The sequence below is a fragment of the Cytobacillus sp. T106 genome (assembly GCF_040492155.1).
Taxonomy (GTDB): Bacteria; Bacillota; Bacilli; order Bacillales; family Cytobacillaceae; genus Bacillus_AB; species Bacillus_AB infantis.
Genome location: NZ_JBEUMK010000007.1, coordinates 20,406 through 40,696, shown reverse-complemented (window position 1 = coordinate 40,696; position 20,291 = coordinate 20,406). Strand labels below are relative to the sequence as shown.

The 20,291-nt window shown below is 45.1% G+C and carries 24 protein-coding genes and 1 riboswitch; of the genes, 9 read left to right on the top strand and 15 right to left on the bottom strand.

What is annotated here, in order from left to right:
- Positions 1 to 58: 58 nt before the first annotated feature.
- Both ABU165_RS13990 and ABU165_RS13985 read right to left on the bottom strand, forming a co-directional pair.
- On the bottom strand, positions 59 to 790 hold the full coding sequence (locus ABU165_RS13990) for an anti-sigma factor (RefSeq protein WP_148949629.1): 732 nt from the start codon (positions 788 to 790) through the stop codon (positions 59 to 61).
- A complete protein-coding gene (locus ABU165_RS13985; protein ID WP_129612778.1) occupies positions 787 to 1,347 on the bottom strand; it encodes an RNA polymerase sigma factor in 561 nt (186 codons plus the stop codon). The genes ABU165_RS13990 and ABU165_RS13985 overlap by 4 nt, the downstream gene beginning before the upstream one ends.
- A gap of 601 nt (positions 1,348 to 1,948) precedes the next feature.
- Here ABU165_RS13985 and ABU165_RS13980 point away from each other — a divergent pair.
- Together ABU165_RS13980 and ABU165_RS13975 are read left to right on the top strand one after the other, a co-directional pair.
- A complete protein-coding gene (locus ABU165_RS13980; protein WP_396349989.1) occupies positions 1,949 to 2,794 on the top strand; it encodes a YitT family protein in 846 nt (281 codons plus the stop codon).
- A 110-nt stretch (positions 2,795 to 2,904) separates the two neighbouring features.
- Positions 2,905 to 3,672 carry a CPBP family intramembrane glutamic endopeptidase gene (locus ABU165_RS13975; RefSeq protein ID WP_009793669.1) on the top strand — a complete coding sequence of 256 codons (768 nt, stop codon included), beginning with the start codon at positions 2,905 to 2,907 and terminating at the stop codon, positions 3,670 to 3,672.
- A gap of 57 nt (positions 3,673 to 3,729) precedes the next feature.
- Here ABU165_RS13975 and ABU165_RS13970 read toward each other — a convergent pair whose 3' ends face one another.
- Complete coding sequence (locus ABU165_RS13970; protein ID WP_129612776.1) at positions 3,730 to 3,984, bottom strand: hypothetical protein; 255 nt, start codon at positions 3,982 to 3,984, stop codon at positions 3,730 to 3,732.
- Positions 3,985 to 4,084: 100 nt separating this feature from the next.
- Between ABU165_RS13970 and ABU165_RS13965 the strand changes: the two genes are divergently transcribed.
- Both ABU165_RS13965 and ABU165_RS13960 read left to right on the top strand, forming a co-directional pair.
- The gene (locus ABU165_RS13965) at positions 4,085 to 4,534 is read left to right on the top strand and encodes a GNAT family N-acetyltransferase (protein ID WP_129612775.1); all 450 of its coding nucleotides are present in this window, start codon (positions 4,085 to 4,087) and stop codon (positions 4,532 to 4,534) included.
- Between the two features lie 79 nt (positions 4,535 to 4,613).
- Positions 4,614 to 5,036 (top strand): organic hydroperoxide resistance protein, encoded by a 423-nt coding sequence (locus ABU165_RS13960; protein ID WP_009793666.1) that lies wholly within the window; start codon positions 4,614 to 4,616, stop codon positions 5,034 to 5,036.
- Between the two features lie 44 nt (positions 5,037 to 5,080).
- Here ABU165_RS13960 and map read toward each other — a convergent pair whose 3' ends face one another.
- A complete protein-coding gene (gene map / locus ABU165_RS13955) occupies positions 5,081 to 5,827 on the bottom strand; it encodes a type I methionyl aminopeptidase (protein ID WP_009793665.1) in 747 nt (248 codons plus the stop codon).
- A 469-nt stretch (positions 5,828 to 6,296) separates the two neighbouring features.
- Here map and ABU165_RS13950 point away from each other — a divergent pair, with 469 nt between their 5' ends.
- Positions 6,297 to 6,512 carry a hypothetical protein gene (locus ABU165_RS13950; RefSeq protein WP_009793663.1) on the top strand — a complete coding sequence of 72 codons (216 nt, stop codon included), beginning with the start codon at positions 6,297 to 6,299 and terminating at the stop codon, positions 6,510 to 6,512.
- A 144-nt stretch (positions 6,513 to 6,656) separates the two neighbouring features.
- On the opposite strand, the gene ABU165_RS13945 is transcribed toward ABU165_RS13950, so the two are convergent.
- Entirely contained in the window at positions 6,657 to 6,980 is a 324-nt protein-coding gene (locus tag ABU165_RS13945) for a winged helix-turn-helix transcriptional regulator (RefSeq protein WP_009793662.1), read from the bottom strand.
- A gap of 146 nt (positions 6,981 to 7,126) precedes the next feature.
- On the opposite strand from ABU165_RS13945, the gene ABU165_RS13940 reads away from it, so the two are divergent.
- Positions 7,127 to 7,978 carry a VOC family protein gene (locus ABU165_RS13940; protein ID WP_101547816.1) on the top strand — a complete coding sequence of 284 codons (852 nt, stop codon included), beginning with the start codon at positions 7,127 to 7,129 and terminating at the stop codon, positions 7,976 to 7,978.
- Positions 7,979 to 8,062: 84 nt separating this feature from the next.
- Positions 8,063 to 8,479 carry a VOC family protein gene (locus ABU165_RS13935; RefSeq protein WP_009793660.1) on the top strand — a complete coding sequence of 139 codons (417 nt, stop codon included), beginning with the start codon at positions 8,063 to 8,065 and terminating at the stop codon, positions 8,477 to 8,479.
- A gap of 50 nt (positions 8,480 to 8,529) precedes the next feature.
- Here ABU165_RS13935 and ABU165_RS13930 read toward each other — a convergent pair whose 3' ends face one another.
- The gene (locus ABU165_RS13930; protein ID WP_009793659.1) at positions 8,530 to 9,381 is read right to left on the bottom strand and encodes an SDR family oxidoreductase; all 852 of its coding nucleotides are present in this window, start codon (positions 9,379 to 9,381) and stop codon (positions 8,530 to 8,532) included.
- 83 nt (positions 9,382 to 9,464) lie between these two features.
- On the bottom strand, positions 9,465 to 10,283 hold the full coding sequence (locus ABU165_RS13925) for a squalene/phytoene synthase family protein (protein ID WP_318060722.1): 819 nt from the start codon (positions 10,281 to 10,283) through the stop codon (positions 9,465 to 9,467).
- A 394-nt stretch (positions 10,284 to 10,677) separates the two neighbouring features.
- Here ABU165_RS13925 and katA point away from each other — a divergent pair, with 394 nt between their 5' ends.
- Positions 10,678 to 12,129 carry a catalase KatA gene (gene katA / locus ABU165_RS13920; RefSeq protein ID WP_009793657.1) on the top strand — a complete coding sequence of 484 codons (1,452 nt, stop codon included), beginning with the start codon at positions 10,678 to 10,680 and terminating at the stop codon, positions 12,127 to 12,129.
- Positions 12,130 to 12,948: 819 nt separating this feature from the next.
- On the opposite strand, the gene ABU165_RS13915 is transcribed toward katA, so the two are convergent.
- The 5 genes from ABU165_RS13915 to ABU165_RS13895 all read right to left on the bottom strand — a co-directional run bounded on the left by ABU165_RS13915 (position 12,949) and on the right by ABU165_RS13895 (position 16,244).
- Positions 12,949 to 13,956, bottom strand: coding sequence for a DUF3231 family protein (locus tag ABU165_RS13915; protein ID WP_009793655.1), 1,008 nt, complete (start codon positions 13,954 to 13,956; stop codon positions 12,949 to 12,951).
- A gap of 248 nt (positions 13,957 to 14,204) precedes the next feature.
- On the bottom strand, positions 14,205 to 14,795 hold the full coding sequence (locus ABU165_RS13910) for a hypothetical protein (protein WP_318060678.1): 591 nt from the start codon (positions 14,793 to 14,795) through the stop codon (positions 14,205 to 14,207).
- 22 nt (positions 14,796 to 14,817) lie between these two features.
- On the bottom strand, positions 14,818 to 15,150 hold the full coding sequence (locus ABU165_RS13905; RefSeq protein ID WP_022543897.1) for an aminoacyl-tRNA hydrolase: 333 nt from the start codon (positions 15,148 to 15,150) through the stop codon (positions 14,818 to 14,820).
- 25 nt (positions 15,151 to 15,175) lie between these two features.
- On the bottom strand, positions 15,176 to 15,451 hold the full coding sequence (locus ABU165_RS13900) for a hypothetical protein (RefSeq protein WP_094769513.1): 276 nt from the start codon (positions 15,449 to 15,451) through the stop codon (positions 15,176 to 15,178).
- Between the two features lie 109 nt (positions 15,452 to 15,560).
- Positions 15,561 to 16,244, bottom strand: coding sequence for a M50 family metallopeptidase (locus tag ABU165_RS13895; RefSeq protein WP_318060677.1), 684 nt, complete (start codon positions 16,242 to 16,244; stop codon positions 15,561 to 15,563).
- Positions 16,245 to 16,775: 531 nt separating this feature from the next.
- Here ABU165_RS13895 and ABU165_RS13890 point away from each other — a divergent pair.
- Positions 16,776 to 17,753, top strand: a complete 978-nt coding sequence (locus ABU165_RS13890; protein WP_129612772.1) for a quinone oxidoreductase family protein — start codon at positions 16,776 to 16,778, stop codon at positions 17,751 to 17,753.
- A 39-nt stretch (positions 17,754 to 17,792) separates the two neighbouring features.
- Here ABU165_RS13890 and thiE read toward each other — a convergent pair whose 3' ends face one another.
- The 3 genes from thiE to thiM are packed head-to-tail and all read right to left on the bottom strand — an operon-like array spanning position 17,793 to position 20,082.
- Positions 17,793 to 18,446: a thiamine phosphate synthase gene (thiE, locus tag ABU165_RS13885; protein WP_094769516.1), complete on the bottom strand. Its 654-nt coding sequence runs from the start codon at positions 18,444 to 18,446 to the stop codon at positions 17,793 to 17,795.
- Complete coding sequence (gene thiD / locus ABU165_RS13880) at positions 18,433 to 19,266, bottom strand: bifunctional hydroxymethylpyrimidine kinase/phosphomethylpyrimidine kinase (protein ID WP_094769517.1); 834 nt, start codon at positions 19,264 to 19,266, stop codon at positions 18,433 to 18,435. Before thiD ends, thiE begins: the two co-directional genes overlap by 14 nt.
- Positions 19,267 to 20,082: a hydroxyethylthiazole kinase gene (gene thiM, locus ABU165_RS13875; RefSeq protein WP_050767298.1), complete on the bottom strand. Its 816-nt coding sequence runs from the start codon at positions 20,080 to 20,082 to the stop codon at positions 19,267 to 19,269. It abuts the gene before it with no gap.
- Between the two features lie 78 nt (positions 20,083 to 20,160).
- Positions 20,161 to 20,274, bottom strand: a riboswitch (TPP riboswitch).
- Positions 20,275 to 20,291: the final 17 nt, after the last annotated feature.

Below are 20,291 nucleotides of genomic sequence, written 5' to 3'. Positions count from 1 at the left end.
CTGCCCACCGGCATATAAAGAAAGCCGGCTCCCTATTCGGAAAGCCGGCCTTTTATTGCTATAATTCAGAGCTTAAGACGATCTGCCCCTCTGGCAGGGAGTTGCCTGCTCTTGGCTCCAATGTCACTGCTATGGTATCCCAGTTTTCATTGCTGCTGTCTGCTGCTTGATAAAAGGCTGTACCTTTACTGGTGCTGTCTGGTACAAATGAACCTGCTGGAACAGGATTGCCGCCATTAATCAGCCACACCTGGTATACCTGTTCTCCTTCAGTCTGTTCTAGCCCTTCTGCATTAACAATGACTTTCAAGCCATTACTCTCCTGTATGAGATAGGCTTCAGCATTGCCGTCGAAGTTTTCCCCAGGCTGCAGGGCAATAGAAGAGATTTTTTCTTCCGCCCTTTGTACAGGCTCTTTCTCAGAGAGCTTTATTACTGCATAGCCATTTCCAATGACAGATAGAAGGAGTGCCGCAGCTAATGCTGGCATCTGCCATTTTCTCTTCTGTTTTGAAGTCAGTCCTGCCGGCTCATCAACTTTGTCTTCCTTAGCTGCTGTCTGCTTTTCTTCATTTTGGAATATTTCTTTAAATATACGGTCTTTCATGCCCTTTGGAGGCTGGACTTCCTCTGAAAGGAAGGGAAGATGGCCGGATAGCATTTTCAAATCCTCCATTTCTGCCCTGCATTCTTCGCAAGTCAGCAGATGCTGTTCGAATGCCGGTTTTTCTTCCTCTGAGAGTGTGCCATTAAAGTAGTCAATTGATAGTTCGCAATAATCTTTGTTCATGCCTTCTCCCTCCCTTCCGCAGCATCAAGAAATTTTCGGAGATTCCTAAGTGCCAGCCTTGCCCTGCTTTTGACAGTTCCAAGTGGAATATTGCAGGATTCAGAAATTTTCTGCTGTGTGAAACCTTTAAAATAAATAAGATCAATAATCCCTTTTTGGTCTTCAGACAGTTTTGAGACTGCACTATGTACCTTCATTCTTTCTTCTTTCCACTCTGTCTGCTCTTCCGCCGAGCTTTCCAGGCTGGCGGCCGGCTGAATTTCGTCAACAGGAACAGGACCCTTCTCCTTTTTCCGGATGATATCAATAGCTGTATTGCGCGCCATTGTAAACAGCCATGAACTGAATTTTCCTTTGTCTTCGGTATAATGTCCCTTGCCTCGCCAGATTTTTAAGAACACTTCTTGAAGGGCTTCCTCTGACAAATCTCTGTCTTCTGTCATTTTATATAAGAAAGAGAATAGGATTTTCTCGTATTTGTCATACAAATCCTCTAGTGCCTGCTTATCTTTACGAAGTATCTTTTCATAAAGCAAGCTGTCATTGCTTCTGCTCATCGTATTCCTCCTTCTTTTCAGGTTAGCTCTATCATTATATCGGAAAGTACTGTGCAGGAAGTAAATCAAATCTGCCCGCTCTATGCAAAAAACGAAAAGAAAAGGAATTTGGATCAGTTAAGATTATATTTTTTTCATATTCATGGCTTCGTCTTAAAAGGGTCATATTTTGTTCATACTTTAACGATACAATGATCTTGTGGCTGCAGGCCGCCTGCTTTCCCCTTTTTAATATGGCCCTGCCTCTTTATCTTTGCTAACGGATATAGAGGCGGGCAAGCAAATGAATACCTCCCTTATCCTTCTGTTAAGGATTTTCCCGCCCGGCCAAAAAGCCGGGCATTTTTGTTATCAGCCTGAAGGTTAAATAGTGTGAATATTACGCCAATGAGGATATAATAAATACAGGCGATTAGAATACTATTTATTATTCTGCTCAAAGGTTTTAGGATGAACACAATTGAATATACTGTTTAAGATATGAGTGTATAATCCTGCTGCCGGCAGTACAGCCAGCTGCCAGGCAAGAAAAGGAGGGATGCGGGTGACGGAATTGGAAATTGGACAGCAGGCAGTTCTATTGAGAGAATCACACCGGAAAATGACAAAAGGAAAAATTCTCAAACGTGCTCTCCTCATTACGATAGGAGCAATCCTTATGGGAGTCGGGCTGGAGATTTTCCTCGTTCCCAACCAGGTCATTGACGGAGGAATAGTCGGCATTTCAATCATGCTGTCCCATCTTACAGGCGTTAAGCTCGGACTGATCATCTTCCTGCTCAATATCCCCTTTTTCTTTATCGGCTACAAGCAAATCGGAAAAACATTCGCGATTTCCACACTTTACGGTATTTTCATCCTTTCTATTACAACTGCCCTCCTTCATCCAGTGCCTGCTTTCACACAGGATATCCTCCTGGCATCTGTATTTGGGGGAATCGTGCTTGGAATCGGGGTCGGCATTGTCATCCGGTACGGAGGCTCCCTTGATGGAAGTGAGGTTCTCGCCATACTGGCCAATAAGAAACTTCCATTTTCAGTTGGGGAAATTATCATGTTCATCAATCTGTTCATACTTGGAAGTGCAGGGTTTGTCTTTACATGGGACCGGGCTATGTATTCTCTCATTGCTTATTTTGTTGCTTTCAAAACCATTGATATTACAATTACAGGACTGGAAGAATCCAAATCAGTATGGGTCATTAGCGACAACTACAGGCAGATCGGGGATGCCATCAACAGCCGCCTTGGGCGGGGTGTAACTTATCTTTCTGGAGAAGGCGCCTATTCCGGGGATGATAAAAAAGTGATATTTTGTGTCATTAACAGACTGGAAGAAGCCAAGCTGAAAGAAATAGTTGAGGGGCTTGATCCTTCTGCTTTCCTTGCCATCGGAGACATTGCCGAGGTTCGGGGAGGAAGATTCAAGAAGCAGGATATTCATTGAGGATGTCCCGGACAGGATAGCCTCATTTTTTTGTGGATTTTTAAAAATAAATGAACGAATTCAGTTTTGAACCGTCTTATCTTTGTACTTATAAATTTTAAGAGGTGTTCATGATGACAGAATTCTATATCTTTTGGCTGGCTTCGGTATTTGGAGCCATACTTGTCATTCCTTATCAGACCAAAATATTGCATGGCCGCATCCAGGAAGCGGCAGAAAAGCAGCCGAAAAAGAAGCTGCCTCCCCTCCCGGTGCTTGCACTGATTGGTGCAGTGCAGACTGGAGTCCTCCTGGGGGCAGCCTCATTTACAGGCACCTATCTGGCTCCAAAGACAGATTTGCAATGGCCGCTGCTGGACTATTATTTATATGGCACGAGGATATCTTTTTCAATATGGCCTGTTATGCTGCTTAGTATCCTTGGCGGTGCAGCATCCGCCTTGGCAATCCTGCTGCTGGACCGGATATTCAGCAAAAAGATGCCTCAAGCGGAAGCGGAAACACCGACAAGAAAACAAGCTTTTCTTGCTTCCTTTTACGGCGGAATATCGGAAGAAGTGCTGATGAGGCTGTTTCTGATGACATTGGTTGTCTATATGCTTTCATTCCTGTCCAGTGGAGGCTGGATCTACTGGACTGGAATAATATTGGCTGCCTTCTTATTCGGTGCAGGCCATCTTCCGGCAAGCTATCAGATATACGGGAAATCACTCATCGTGACGCTGCGGACTATTCTCCTCAATATGGTGCCCGGCATCCTTTTTGGCTACTTATATTGGAAGTATGGGATTGAAATGGCCATGCTGTCCCATTTTTGTGCAGATATCGTCCTTCATGTCATCCTAGCCCCGCTTGCCGCAAATTCAAGGAAGCAGTAAGGACCAGCGATTCCTGCAGCTGAACACATTTTTAGATATGACAGCGGCAAGATGTATTTAGATTTCTTTAGGCAGTATGTACTCTTCCATCCAATCAGCAGACTTTCCTTCTGCAGTAAATCCTGCCGCATCCCGAAAACTTGGCGGGTACGGCCTGCTTCGAATATGCCCGCAAACATGCTGGAAGACATCTTCATATATAAGGGCATTACATTGCCTGAACCACTGTTCGACCGTTTCATTTCTAAAGCGGCATAATGGATAGCTGCTTTCTATTAACATTAGTATTTTAAAAACTTCTGTTTTTTCCATGCTTTCTCACCTGCTTTCTGCCTGATATCATCTTGGCAAATAATCGTGAAAGCTAAACAGAATTTATAATCATTTATAAACTGAAAAGAAAGGTGATAAGATGGCTGCTATTATAAAAATGCTGGAACAGCCTCCGCTGGACTTGCTGCTGCTGGCAGATCCTTCTGCTGAAGCTGTCAGGGACTATGCAGCTAAAGGAATTTGCTGGGGAGCGTACGAGGGGGAAGATCTGGCAGGAAGCTGCATCCTTCTTCTTACCAGGCCAAAAACAGCAGAGATCATCAATTTGGCCGTATATGAACACGCGCGGAGCCGTGGAATTGGGACACAGCTATTGAAGCATGCGATTAAGCATACAGAGTCATCAGGATGCCTTACCCTGGAAATCGGAACAGGGAATTCAAGCGTACAGCAGCTTGGATTATATCAGAAGCATGGATTCCGGATTACAGGAATCGATTTTGATTATTTCACCAGACGTTACCCTGATGAAATCTGTGAAAACGGAATAGTCTGCCGGGACATGATCAGGCTCAGCTTGCACTTTTGAACCTCAATATGTTTCCCCGGTTTCGCTTTTCGTGATTAGGGAACAATATAGTGAAAGAAAATGGACAGGAGTGAGGAACATGGACAAATTGTACACAGCAAAAGCAACGGCTGAGGGCGGACGCAGCGGGAAGGTACGTACTGATGACGGCAATCTTGATTTTAACCTATCCATGCCAAAGTCTTTAGGCGGAAATGGAACAGAAAATGGAACGAATCCTGAGCAGCTTTTCGCAGCCGGCTATGCCTCCTGCTTTGATGGTGCCCTTAATCTAGTAGCCCGGCAGGACCGTAAGAAAATTGAATCAAAGGTAACAGCTGAAGTGACAATCGGGAAAGAAAACGATGGCGGCCTTGCCCTTGCGGTGGTTTTGAATGCGGCAGTCAGCGGCGTATCCCTTGAGGAAGCGAAGGAGCTGACAGAAAAGGCACATGGTGTCTGCCCTTATTCCAGAGCTACAAGAGGCAATATAGAAGTTACTGTAAACACAGAAACCTATTAAGCGCGAAGAATCCCCCGGATGATCCGGGGGATTTTCCTATTCTTCTATAATGTAACAATGACCGGGCCTTCTTTGGTCACTATAAGGGTATGCTCGATTTGAGCGACAAAGCTTTTTTCTTCGGTAACGTATGTCCATCCATCACCAAGCTCCACTACTTCCTCAGCTGCTGTTGAAATGAACGGCTCAAACGCAATGACCATCCCCTCCCTGAGAAGCCCTGTATCCCATGAATCAAAATAATTAAGGACATGGTCAGGTTTTTCATGCAGTGAACGGCCGATTCCATGGCCAGTCAGGTTCATGATAACTGTAAATCCTTCATTGACAGCTGTCTGATGAACAGCTTTTCCTATTCCGTTCAGCTTTTTTCCCGGCCTGATTTTTTTAAGGCCGGCATCAAATGCCAGCTGGGCTGTCCTGCAAAGCTTTTTCAAGGTGTCATCAGCTTCGTCTCCTGCCACAAAAGAAAGGCCTGTATCCGCAAAATAGCCATTCTTTGATCCCGAGACATCTATATTGACCAGATCACCGTCCTTGATGATGCGGCTGCCCGGTATTCCGTGAGCAACCTCTTCATTTACACTGATGCATGTGTAGCCGGGAAAGTCATATTCTCCCTTTGGACCGGATATGGCCCCGTATTGTTCGAAAAGCCTGCCGGCATGCTCATCAAGCTCTTTTGTAGTAATGCCAGGCACTGTCTTCTCAATCAGTTCATCTCGGATTTTTGCAACAATGCTGCCGATCTCCTTAATTCCATTAATATCTTCTTCAGTTTTCACTATCATCTTTCGTGTTTCCCTTCTCTTTGAAATCTCTATATAAGATTACCACAAATTTTTTCTAATCAAAAACCATTATGACCAAGGTCTATCAGTGCATCAGATTGTTTCGAACTCATTATTGTAAAACTATGGTTAATATGTATTTCAGCAAAGCCAAGATCAAAGAAAAACGGCACCTGTATCAGGCTGCCGCATGTAACCGCATTCAGGAAACTGATATCCTAAAAAGAGGAGCCATGCTGGGTATATAGCTCCTCCTATTAGGGATTATCAAGATTGGGTATCCAATCCCTATCAGCATACTACCTCCTTTTTCGGATTGAGGCAAAAATGAATGTGCTGACAAGTAATTTTTTATGTTAAATACAAAAATCCCTTAACATTTCTAAATATTCTGAATATAATATAGAAAAATAAGGTATAAAAACATGCCGATGCTATAACAATATGTAAAGAAAAGGAGGTGAACAGCATGGGTCTTCTACAATCCTTCCAGGACTGGCTGGCTGCAAGGGAAGAAAACCGGATTGCCGGGATGCGGGCGGTCGACAAATGCCCTGACTGCTTTGGCCGCGGGTTCAATGCGTTCCATGCAAATGAATATGTGTATTATACCAATTCACTAGAATGCCCTGGCTGCAGCGGAAGCGGGCTTTATTCAGCCTGGGAGGAAAACAGGCAGTTTTAGCGGTCTAGCTGAATTTGGGACAGGCATCGATATGCTTGGTCCATGCTTTTCCTCTCTTCTGCTGAAAAATAGAAAACAGCCAATTGCTGAGTTTACTATGATCTATACTCCATTTAATAAAAGCCATGCGGTTAAGCATGGCTTTTATTCGCCCCCGGTTTCCTCTATCCAATTCTGAGACCATTGTTCAATTTCATAGAGTACTGGTTTAAGCGCCTCCCCTTTTTGGGTCAGCGAGTATTCTATCCTGACGGGTTTTTCCGGAAATACCTGCCGATGGACTACACCTTGCTTCTCCAAATCCTTCAGCCGCTCAGACAAAACTCTGCCGCTTATAGAAATAGAAGATTCTATAGTGCAGAATCTTTGCGGCCCTTGTGAAAGCTGATATATGATCAGCCCTGTCCACCTCTGGCTGAGTATGCTCATAGCCTTTTCAAATCTGGGGCAAATCTTTGAAGCGTTCATCTGAATTCACTCCTATAGCTACAGTATACATAAAAAAAAACAATTATAAAATTTTTGCTTTTCGTATGGCATTCTTCTTGACTGAATGAAGTTATTTTCATACACTAACTTACATAAAGTAAGTAGATTACAAAGGAGCTACTATTATGAATTTCCATGAAGCACCACTCACTTATGCTTCCCAAATAACACTCAAGGTCAGTGACCTTGAAAGATCGATTCTTTTTTATAAAGAAATAATCGGGTTAAAAGTGCTGCGGGAGGATACAGGAAGTGCTGAACTTACTGCTGACGGTAAAACAGTTCTGATTGTACTGGTGCAGCCGCCAGCTATAGAACAAAAGTCAGCCAGGTCTGCAGGCCTCTACCATTTCGCCCTCCTGCTCCCGGACCGCCCATCTCTCGCGTCAGCACTGGCACATCTGATCCAGACCGGCTGGCCTTTGCAGGGTGCTTCCGACCATCTTGTCAGTGAAGCGATTTATCTGGCCGACCCTGACGGAAATGGGATTGAGATATACGCGGACCGGCCCACAGAATCCTGGACCTGGGAAGGCGGAATGGTCAGGATGGACACTGCTGCACTGCATGCCGGGGAGCTCCTCGCCATGGAAGAAAAGATGCCTTGGAAAGGAATTCCGGGAGATACCATCATGGGCCATATTCATCTGCATGTGTCGGATCTGAAAGCAGCTGAAGAGTTTTATGTAAAGGGGCTGGGCTTCAATATTGCAGCTGAATACGGCGGGCAGGCTCTCTTTCTTTCCACAGGGAACTATCATCATCATATTGGCATTAACACATGGAATGGGATTGGTGCACCGCCGGCCAGAGAAAATGCACCAGGTATGAAAGATTTTAAATTGCTCTATCCCGATACAAAATCAATCAGAGCAGCAGCAGAAAGGATCAGGAAGCTGGGCCAAAATGCTGAAATTCAAGGAGAGTTGGTTTTAACTGCAGATCCTTCAGGGAATAGGATTATATTATCACTCTAATTGGGTTAAAAAAATGAAATATTATTGTTAGCCTGCGTTTCTTTTTCACTCAGCTCTTATCCCAGAGATTAGGAGGAAGCTGGAATGATTTATGAAATGATAGCAGAGATTAAAATTCCCGAACTTAATGAAGGAATCGTTTGGTACAGTCCTTTTTTCAATAGAAAACCGGATCTGCTGCGGGATGGCGGCTTTGCAGAATGGTCTGTTGCTCCCGGCTGCGGTTTCAGGCTGGTCCAGGGACAGCCTGATTCAAAGAACAGCCTGCTCCGTTTAGGGGTATACAATCTTGAAACCGAGCTAAAACGCCTGAAGAAAGAAATCGGCATTGAGGTTGACGATCTTCAGATCAAAACCGAGCAAAGCATGCAAACCCGCTGGTGCACCATTAATGATCCCTGGATGAACAAAATTGGGTTATATGAATATTTAAATGAAAAACTCAAAAGCCAAGTGATTTTTTCTATACAGGATGATTGGAATGCTGCAGGTCCAGCTTAGATGTGAAGCTGGGCTGGATATGCAGTTTACATAATACATTTCTAGTCAACTTATTTATTGTTTGCCAGAATTCGCCAGAACAGCCTTTCCCAATTCCGCCATCCTATCCTGTCTTTCAGCTTCAGCGTGAAAGCTGTTCCCTTTCCTACTGGGTACCTCAGCCTTGTATTCTTTCTCCCGGCAATTTTCCCGCACAGCTCGGCCACTTCTGCGGGATCTCCGTATTTTTCAGAGCTTTTATTTAAATAATTTTCAAGCTGTGAATAGTATGCATAATAAGGAGAATCTGGCTGAAGAGACCGACTAGAAACCTTTTTACCTGTTGACCAGATGCCTGTATTGTATGAACCAGGTTCAATGAGAACAACATCAACATTAAAGGGCTTCATTTCAAGTCGGAGGCTTTCAGCCCACCCTTCGACTGCATGTTTGGAGGCGACATAGGGAGACAATCCCGGAAAACCCATTTTTCCGCTGATGCTGCTGATGGTGATGATCCTTCCCCTCTTTTGTTCACGCATATAAGGAAGGACAGCCTGAGTAACAGCAAAAACGCCAAATACATTGGTTTCAAACTGGCTCCTATATTCAGCAAGTTCAACTTCCTCTGCAAACCCTGCACCGGCAAATCCAGCATTATTAACCAGGAGATCAACTGAGCCAAGACCCTCCAGGTAGGTGCGGAACCGGAGAATAGATTCATCTGAAGCTACGTCGAGCTCATGCAAGTTTATATTATCCACTGCCCCTGCCTTTTCAGCCTGTTTCAGCAGTTCTGCAGAGCTGGACTTGTCCCTCATTGCAGCTGTCACGCTATAGCCCATTTTTGCGAGCTCAATGGAAATTAGAAGCCCGAATCCCCTGGATGCCCCTGTAACAATGGCATTCTTTTTCCCGTTCATTCTCTTTCATCCTTTCCTTCGGTACACTTAGATTAGAGCACAGCAAAAAAAATCCGGCCAGGCCGGCCGGATTTTTTTATTGTCTATTCTGCGACCACTTGTTTGACCGTTGCATTTACACTTTCGCGATTCATCTTTTCCTTGCCTTCTGACAAGGCAGAAAGGGTCCCATGTGCAAGTGCAAGCGGAATCCTGCAGAAATTCAGGATCGGGGCAGACTTGATATCTTTTATATATGCATCTGCAAGTGCAAGATTCCTGCGGGCGTAACTGAACATCTGGTCATTGTCCCAGCCATCGGGATAAAAGCTAACGCCCCGCTCTTTATCTTCGATTTTGTTGCGGAGGATATTGACAGATTGGAGACCGCGGCCAAATGCAATCGCCAGGTCCTTTTTCGTTTCTGTATTATCATGCCATTTCCAAATGTCGGAAAGCATGACGCCGACAAGGCCCGCCACATAAAAGGTATAGTCATCGAGATCTTTTTCGTCCCTGATATTCCAGCCCTTCATCGTCCAGTCAGCCATGCCCTTTGCCATTGTGCTGGTAGAATCAAGAACCTTTTCTTTGATGCTTGCTGGACAAAGCCTGATCCAGTCATACAGGCGCAATGTCACTTCAGGCAGCTTGGATTTATACGGCTTGAAAAGGGATTTCATATCCTCGGCATTTACAGGCCTCTTCAGCAATTCACTGATTGAACGCAAAAGGTGGTCCTTTGACTCCGCTTCAAGTTCGGGATGGTCTTCAATCTCATCTATAGCCCTCATGCATAAATAAGCGGATGAAACGGTTTCCTTCAGGCCCGGGGACAGATAACTGATCGGGATCAAAAAGGTCCGGCTTGTCTCTTTCAGCATTTCATAGGCTTCTTCATGTAGCTTGGCAGTGTCATTCATATCCAATGTTCCCTTCATAATAGAAATATCTATCTTAAATCCTACCATAAAATCATCTTTTTGTTATGTAATAATACTTCCCAATCAAAATATTGGCTGAAAGGCAGGAATTTTATCATACATTCCTGGCTAATACCCCTTTATGCAGGATAGTAACCCACATGTACTATTGAAGGAAACGGGTGGAAAAAGCCCATAAAGTAATGAGCTCTTCCATTTTGGCATAAAGATATTTTAAGCGAAATAGATATCTTGTTAAAACATTTAAATGTCTATCTCTTTAAATCTCTTACTTATTAATAATTATTATAAAAAAGTATTGATTTTTTATTGAGAAGTGATATCATTGATTACATGGAACAAGCAATCTATTAAACTAAGAGGTGATGTTTTGATGACAAATAATAAACTGACTACAAGCTGGGGCGCCCCTGTTGGCGACAATCAAAATTCAATGACGGCTGGATCCCGCGGGCCGACCCTTATCCAGGATGTACATCTTCTTGAAAAACTGGCCCATTTTAACCGTGAACGTGTACCTGAGCGTGTGGTCCACGCCAAAGGAGCAGGTGCGCATGGCTATTTTGAAGTCACAAATGACCTGACTACATATACAAAGGCTTCATTCCTTTCTGAAGTCGGCAAGCGCACTCCGCTGTTTATCCGTTTCTCCACTGTAGCGGGGGAGCTCGGTTCAGCAGATACAGTCCGTGACCCGCGCGGTTTCGCTGTGAAATTTTATACAGAGGAAGGCAATTATGACATCGTCGGCAATAACACACCTGTTTTCTTTATCCGGGATGCGATTAAATTTCCTGATTTCATCCATACGCAAAAGCGTCATCCGCAGACACATCTGAAGAATCCGAATGCTGTCTGGGATTTCTGGTCCCTTTCACCTGAAAGCCTTCATCAGGTAACCATCCTGATGTCTGACCGCGGCATCCCTGCTACATTAAGGCATATGCACGGTTTCGGAAGCCATACCTTCAAATGGGTCAACCAGAAAGGCGAAGGTGTCTGGATCAAATACCACTTCAAGACTGAGCAGGGTGTTAAAAACCTGGCGCCTGAAGCTGCTGCGAAAATAGCCGGGGAAAATCCCGACTACCATACTGAGGATCTCTTCAATGCGATTGAAAATGGTGATTATCCTTCATGGAAGCTTTGCGTGCAGATCATGCCGGAAAAAGATGCTGAAACATACCGTTTTGATCCGTTTGACGTAACGAAAGTGTGGTCCCAGAAGGATTATCCTCTTATCGAGGTAGGCCGGATGGTATTGAACAAAAATCCTGAAAACTATTTTGCGGAAGTAGAGCAGGCAACCTTCTCTCCTGGCACTCTTGTCCCGGGTGTTGATGTTTCTCCTGATAAAATGCTGCAGGGGCGCCTGTTCGCTTACCATGATGCACACCGCTACCGTGTAGGTGCGAATCATCAGGCACTGCCGATCAACCGTGCCCGGAATGAAGTGAATAATTATCAGCGCGACGGCCAGATGCGTTTTGACTCAAATGGCGGCGGATCAGTCTACTATGAGCCAAACAGCTTCGGAGGCCCTAAAGAAACACCGGAAAATAAGCCCGCTCCTTTTGCCGTAACAGGTGCTGCGGACAGCGTTTCTTACGACCATAATGATCATTACACACAAGCTGGAGATCTTTACCGGCTTATGAGTGAAGAAGAGCGTTCCCGTCTTGTGGAAAATATCGTCGGTGCCATGAAGCCTGTTGAGAGCGATGAAATCAAACTTCGCCAAATTGAGCATTTCTTTAAAGCAGATCCTGAATATGGAACTAAAGTAGCAGAAGGACTGGGCCTGCAGGTGCCTGTAAAAGCATAAATCCTTGTCTGAATCTGCCCTTCTCTATTCTCAATAATCGACAATATTCTCAATTACAGGCACCTGCTTCGGCCGGTGCCTGTAATTATTTTATGAAAAGGCTCATCGCATGAATGGCTGTTATTTTGCCATTCATAACTGAATAAGGAAATCCACAGGTTGAAAATAAGTGGAGTCATTCCGGCTATCAGCTGAAAAACTTGAAAATGGGCAACTTCGCTCTGCTTTATCGGAAATCCTCCGCTTTTTACACCCGCCAGAGTTATAGTCAGCAGCCTAACCGGAGAATCTACGCTTATTTTAAGGCTTGCTGGTCAAAAGACCGGATTGTGAATTGCTTCTTAAAGAATGGTCATTCGTACAAGCTGCTGAAGCAATATAACCATCCACAGGAGAGTAAATCCACGAAATGAGCCTCTGGCGACAATCTATCATGATCTTGAATTGTATGTGGAACTGCAGATTTGGACGAACTTCCTTATGGAACCGCCCCTTCTTCGGAACATGCAAGGAATGTGAAGATGCACTTGTCTCAGAATAATCAATGCTGAATGAGAAGGTGAAATTAATGATTAAGAAGATATGCCCTAAATGCCAGACAGCTGAAAAACAATTGAAGCACAGCATAATCTGCAAGTGCGGCAGCCGGCTGAGGGCGAAGAATTAATACGAAGAATGGTGTTTTAATATGATGATCATAGAATTTCCTGAATGCCGGGCCAGCCAATAGAAGCACGATAAATAGTGCTCTTTTATTGGCTGGCTAATTTTATGCAGGGCACCGCCGAAACTTTAAAAGATGTAATCAAGACCAGCAGATCATTTCCCGGCAAGTTCATCTCTTTCTGGACATGGCGGCGGCTGTTCGAACCATTTGTTTTGGATAAGCAGGTCAAGTCCGTCCTCTGAATAGGCTGTTGTATCTGCAAAGCATCTCATATAATAAGACGCAACATCCCTCCTCAGTGTCATGGACAGTGCCTGCCCGTAGCGTGCCACCCCCAAGGCATTGAGAGTAGAAACCAGGAAAAGCATCAATTGATCTGAATACGGAGCATCAGTAGATTTTGTTACTTTCGAGTCCCAGGTCATCCCATTTGGCACCAGGTCCTCTTCAAGCAGGCTCTGTACTTTAGAAACAAATTCTGAAGCAAGTTCCCTGCCCCTTATGAAATATTCTTTTATTTGCGGGTCTCTTACGGTTTGGATGAACCCTGTAAGCAGCTCCTTGCCCATCTGGTTGGTGATGCCGTTATCAAACAGCTGGGCGGCTTCGATGGCAAGAAGCGGCCTTCTTTTTCCCATCCACCCCTTGACAAAGCTATGTTTTTCTACGATATCAAGCTTGTCTGGATATGGGATATAAGGAGGCCGCACAAATATCCCCTTCCCTTTCATGGTATCAAGAATCTCTTTCAGCACATGGTTAGCTTCCTCATAGAATTCAGAATAGAGTATGAAAACATCTTCTCTGGAAGAAATGTTCAGGCCCATGGTATGGGAAAGGACTGCAAACCTTGCTGCATTAAGCATGACATCACAATAAAACATATCGGTATATAGGCGGGCAGCATTCAGGTTAACATGCTGGTCAGCCGGAAAGGCACGGGGCACCGGAATATTTTCCTTGGCAAACAGCTGTGCCACTCTTTCCATATGGCTTTCCGCCAATTGGATGGTATGCTCCAGGCAAGCCTTGATATCCTGGTCGTCCACTCGCTGGAAAAAATGATATATCAAACAGATGGTTGCGCTGTCGTCCATATAAGTGTTCCACAAGTAAGCTATTTCAGCACTGGTCAGCCTTGGGTCATGATGTAATTCCATCTTCCGATCCTCCTTTGATAATTGTAGTATGTGCGAATGGTTTAAAGAAATTACAGTAATATGGAATTAAATTGGGAATCATTATATTTAAATTGAGTCAGCAGAAATCTTTTACCATTGAATTTTGCTCAAGTTTGCATATAAAAAACGCCCGGGAAGATTCCGGGCGCTGCCTTTGGGATTATATTTAATGATTTAATCAGATGTTTTCTCTGAAATTTAAATTCTGACCAGCTTGTTCCACTGTATTATTTAAATTTACCTGCTGGAACCTTTCTGGATAAAAAAGTGATGGCGAGCAGCAGAATAATAAACAACAGTGCCGTTAAAAAACTGCTTTCTCTGAAAACATTTTCAGCAAGCCTTTTTATTTTGTGAATGAGAGGCTCTTTTACTGCTTCCTCACGTTCATCCCTATATTGAACATGTTTGACAGTCGAGCCGGACATGACAGGCTCCCATCCATTCTTGCCTTCTTCGAGCCAAATTTCTATTATATCCCCCTTTGCGATATCCATCGGTGCAGGACCGGTGAATTGGTCAGCCATCCAGGAAGGAATATAATGATAATAAACCTCTAAGGCTACGTCCTGGTCAAAGCTGCCGGGCGCTTTTATTACTTCTGAGGGTAAAAGGGTCATTTTCCTGATCTGGAGAAATTTTTCGTTTGGCAAATCCTGAAAGAACGCATCTTTTTCCACCTTGCCAACGATATGCAATGGAGCCTGAAGCTTCATTTCTTCCACTTCAGCTGAATCGGGTGCAGCGAGAGCCTCTTCTCCTTCGTTTAAAATGAATAGAGCAAGAAGAACAGTTAAGGCCCTGAAGATGGTTTTCATGAGAACCTCCCTATATATAAGCTTATTTATACAGCCGAAGATGCCCGACGATCATTTTGGCTTCTTCTTTATCCATCGGCGGCAGGGCTGATGCAGTGAGGCTTCCGGGAGCAACCTCTGTCCTTCCGGCATCTTTGATTGTTACATAGCCTTTCTCTTCAAGTTTCTTGAGCTCTGCTTCACGGCCGGAGAGCATAATTTTTGTTTGTCCGCTCATCAGCCATTCTTTGAAAAGTGGTTCTTCCATATAAGTGAGCACACTTATGGCTGCTGCATGGGCAGCCTGGGCAGCAGCTTTCCCGGCAGACATTTTCAAGTCAGAGTTAATCACATAATATTGCACAATTTGTTTCATATTGACCCTCATTTATTTCGTTTAGTTATATTCCAGCTCCGAATACATCCATGATTAAAGAGACTGCCAGCGGGCCAACGAAAATGGCAATGATCAGCCAGACACCAGTTTCCATGCGTATTTCCTTTTTATCCAAAGACAGCTTTTTCATAGCAAAGTCGGTTAATAGCAGGATGAACCCGATGGTGACGAAGATGGATAAGGTCTTCAGGGAATGCGGCTGGATATTTTCATAAGCAAAAGCAGCAGCCAGCCCAGACGAGACAAGGATAGCTGGATTAATAACAGTCGTCAGTTTCATAGGTCCTCCACTTTTTTTCAGATGGTTTTTAACTGGTTGATTTTGTAAGTTCCCTTGTTTTCTCATAGTAATGCATATGTGAAATTCTGTCCAGATAAGAAATTCTTTTTTAATAGCGGCTTAATTTAAATATGCCTTTTTTTATGGACAAATAAAAGAACCAAATCGCCTGCAGGAAGAACAAGGTCCCAAATACTTGTGCAGGAAGCAAAAGAGAAGCAGAAAGATTGGTTGCATCCCCTGCTGCCTGAGGAGACATCAAGCTCAGCAGCATGATCTCAAAGGCACTTGTGACGGATTCAACGAGCATGATCGATGCGATCAGGAGCAGGACATTTTGTATGAGCGAAGGGCTTCCTTTCTTTAAAAGAAAAGCAAAGCCGGCACCAAAAGAAATCAGCCAGAAGATCCCGTAAGCATTCCGCACCCAGAAAACCAGGTTAAGAATGATAAAGCCGAGCAGAATCAGAATCAGCACTTTGTCCTTTCTCTTCCCCAGCAGCCAAAAGGCGATAAAAGCCATAAAAGATGAAAAAACATATCCTGCAGCTCCAGTAAAAACTCCCCCGAACCAATTAGAATGTCTTGTGTATGTGACACCTTCTGTATTGGCAAAAAGGGAGATATGATGAACTTCTCCCCCGAACAGGGATACAAGCGCATGGCCGGACTCGTGGATGAGGGTATTGATGATGCCTGAATAGTCGCCGATGACCGGCATTCTTGTAATAAGGACGGCCAGTATTAAAAATATAAAAAACCGCCAGCTGAATTTGCTGCGAATAAAATTCATCCTTAGTCCTCTTTTCCTGGTATTCTTAGAGAAAATTATACCGGATATAACTTTAAAAAGCTTTTGTGGCTATTACTTTTTAAGTCTCTAAAAATGCTAACTATATAAACCACTTTGCCTGCAGCCTTATTTTAAGTTAGCTTTTCCATGCAGGCTGCTGATTTCCGTTCCAGGCACTTCGCTTTCCGCGGGGCGACGCTGAGCCTCCTCAGAGCAAGCTCTTGCGGGGTCTCAGCCTTGCCGCTATCTCCCGCAGGAGTCTGCGTGCCTCCACTGCAATCAACAGGGTTTAATAATTTTGTTGGCTAGTTTTCAGTGATAAACTGGGTAGTTCCTCCACGGCTGGATTGGCTGTACTAAAAATATTTCACTTACTTCTATAAGGAAATAAATAACTTTCCCCCGAAATCCCTTCATTTTGTCATCTAGTTACATAAGTTTTTCTTATGATTAACTATAATATTCTGATCATTCCTCACTTTCTTTTCAAAAGTTAAAATAGATAATAGCAGATACATAAGGAGGTTTATTATGAAGGCGATACATGTTACAGCGTATGGCGGCCCAGAGAATATGATTCTGGCAGAAGCTGAAAGGCCGGTGCCTGCTGCAGGGGAAGTTCTGATAAAAGTGAAGGCGGCCAGTGTGAATTTTGCCGATATCAAGACGAGATACGGAAAAAAAGGAGGCGGTCCACTCCCTTATATCCCGGGTATAGACTGTACCGGCACGATAGAAGCTTTAGGGAACGGTGTGGAAGGTCTTATTCCAGGTCAGCGGGTAATTGCGTTTCCTTCTAAAGGATCTTATGCCGAATATGCCCTTGCCCCAGCCATGCTGACCTTCCCCATCCCGAAAAGCATTTCAGATATACAGGCTGCAGCATGCCCGATTGCCGGAATAACGTCACTTAAGCTGCTTGAAGATATAGCACGAATCCAGCAAGGAGAAACCGTACTAGTGCATGCCGGCGCTGGCGGAGTCGGGACTACAGCCATTCAGCTTGCCAGGATACTTGGCGCTGGAAAAGTAATCACAACGGCTGGTTCCCCTGAAAAAACAGCATATGCCTTGGAAGCAGGAGCCGATTACGGAGTGTGTTATACAATCGAAGATTTTCCTGCAAAAGTAATGGAATGGACAGAAGGTAAAGGGGCTGATGTGATCCTTGATTCTGTTGCCGGTACAGTGACAGAAAAAAGTCTGGATTGCCTTGCACCTTTTGGAAGGCTTGTCAATTTCGGCAATGCTTCGGGAAATGCCGGAACTGTAGAGACAAATGATCTTCACAGCAGCTGCCGCTCCCTCCTTGGCTTCAGCTTTGGGACGGTGCGCAAAAAGAGGCCGCATCTTGTAAGGGCTTCAGCTGGAAAAATTATCGGTTTGCTGGAAACCGGCCGGCTCAGCATGAAAATTGGAGAAACTTTCAGCTTGTCTGAGGCAGCGGAGGCCCATACCAGGATAGAGAGCAGGCAGAGCCTGGGGAAAACTGTCCTGATAATAGACTAAAGATTCATAGCCTGCACCTATTTGCAGGCTATGAATCTTCTATATCGTCACACTTCTTTTAAGGCTTGCAGCAGCTTCCTTTATATCTGCAGCCTGGCTGATGCTTGTTATGACAGAAACGCCGTCTGCCCCGGCCAGAATAACAGCACGTGCATTGTGCGGTGTGATTCCGCCTATTCCTACAACTGGTATTGTGATAGCAGACTCTCTCAATTCCTGTATGAGAGCCATTCCCTGAACCGCCTTGGCATCTGCTTTTGTTGACGTCGGATAGATGGGGCCAAGACCCAGATAATCTGCGCCAGCCCTGACAGCTTCGTTCGCTTCCACAAGTGTATGGGCAGATACCCCCAAAATCTTATCCCCGATTTTCTCCCGTACTGCTTCGGCCGGCTCGTCCTCCTGCCCAATATGGACGCCGTCTGCGCCGATTTCACATGCCAGTTCTATGTCATCGTTGATGATAAAAGGAATGCCCCCTGTCCTGCACATCCGCTGAAGCTGCTCTGCAAGCACGTATTTTTCTTGCCTGCCAAGACATCCTGCCCCTTTCTCCCTGTACTGAAAAAGGGAGATCCCGCCTTTAATCGCCTCTTTCATAACCATATCCGGATTCTTAGTGCAGTTCGTGCTTCCCATGATAAAATAGACCTTTAACAGCTCTTTCATTCTTTGACTGTCAATTCGCGCCATATGCCAAGCCCTCTGCTTTCTGTCTATTGTTATATGCCCAGTGGTTTGTCGGGCCGTGGCCGCTCCCAAGGAGAAGATCATCTTCGATGGCTGCCTGGATGAAGTCTTTTCCAAGCCGGACACTCTCCTTTACAGAAAGCCCCTTCGCCAGTCCTGCCGTGATTGCTGCTGAAAAGGTGCAGCCGGTCCCATGGGTATTGACTGTATCCACCCTCCTGCCTTCAAACACATCAAAGCTGCTTCCATCAAAAAGCAAATCAGCAGCAGCTTCTTGATTTCCTGTTTCATGCCCCCCTTTAATGACTACATTGTGAGCGCCGAGCGCACATAATCTCCTGGCTGCTTCTTTCCGTTCGGCTAAAGAAGAGATTTTCATGCCGGTTATTGCTTCTGCTTCAGGAATATTAGGGGTGATGATTAGTGCGAGCGGGAGTAAATGTTCCTTCAGGGCTGCCATGGCGCTTTCCTGCAGGAGGCTAGCCCCTCCCTTGGCAATCATCACAGGATCGACGACCACCTTTGTCCATTGATAATGGCTGATAACAGCAGAAACAGCTTTAATGATGTCTGCATCAAAAAGCATGCCCGTTTTTAAAGCATCCGTCCCCATGTCGCTTCCAATGCTCTCTATCTGTTTACCTACAGCTTCGGCCGTCATCGGGAAGACCGCCTGCACGCCAGTGGTATTCTGAGCGGTGATTGCTGTCAGTGCTGACATGCCATAGACACCAAGTTCCTGGAAGGTCTTAAGGTCAGCCTGGATTCCGGCTCCGCCTCCACTGTCCGAACCCGCTATTGTCAATGCTTTGTTAATATTCATTTATATTTCTCCTTTGAGGACAGTAATGTCCGTCCTGTTTTCAAGATCCTCACCCTTAAGCAGGGCAAGGCTGTTAAGCAGCTCTATTTGAAAGGTTCCAGGTCCTTTGTTTCCCGCTGCTTCTGCAGCCATTTCTGCCGCTGCAGAGTATACAGCCAGCGCAGCCGCCGCGGCTTTCAGTGAGTCTGATTCAATTGCATGGAAAGCGCCTATCACCGATGACAGCAGGCAGCCCGTTCCTGTAACTTTCGTAAGGAGGCTGCTTCCGCCACTGATCCGGACAACTGTTATTCCATCAGAAATGATGTCCTCCTTCCCTGTAATAACAGTTACGGTGTTGAACAGTTTTGCAGCAAGAAGGGCTGTCTCTTCCGGGTTGCCGGCTTCCCCGCCGTCAACACCTTTAATTTCTCCTCCTTTTCCGGCAAGGTGAGATATTTCGGCAGCATTGCCGCGCAAAATGGAGATCGGCAGCTCTTCGAGAAGGTTTCTGCCTGTTTCGGTCCTGTAAGCTGTTGCACCTGCCCCGACCGGATCAAGGATGATCGGCACTGAGTTTCTGCCCGCTGATTCTCCCGCAAGTTTCATAGATTTTACCACAGGGGAAGTAAGAGTGCCGATGTTCAGGACCAGCGCCCCTGCAATGCCGGCCATATCGGCAGCTTCTTCTGCAGCATGAGCCATGACAGGCGATGCCCCCAGCGCCAGCAGGCCGTTAGCGGTAAAATTGGTGACAACCATATTAGTGATATTATGTACAAGCGGCTTTTCAGCCCTAAGCTTTTCCAGCATCACTGCTATCTCTATTGTATTCATTCCCTTTTCTCCTTTCAGCAGCAAAAAAGCCAGGCCCTGAAAAGGACCTGGCAATTGTGCATAAAAAATATAGCAAATAGTTCCACTTCGCTACTTTCCTACGCTGGCATCATCCAGATCAGGTCCAAAGGGTTAAAAAACGGGCCAGTTTTTCTCTCAGCCTGCTTTCCGCAGGCACCCCCAGTAGTTGCTTATTAGATTGACAATTA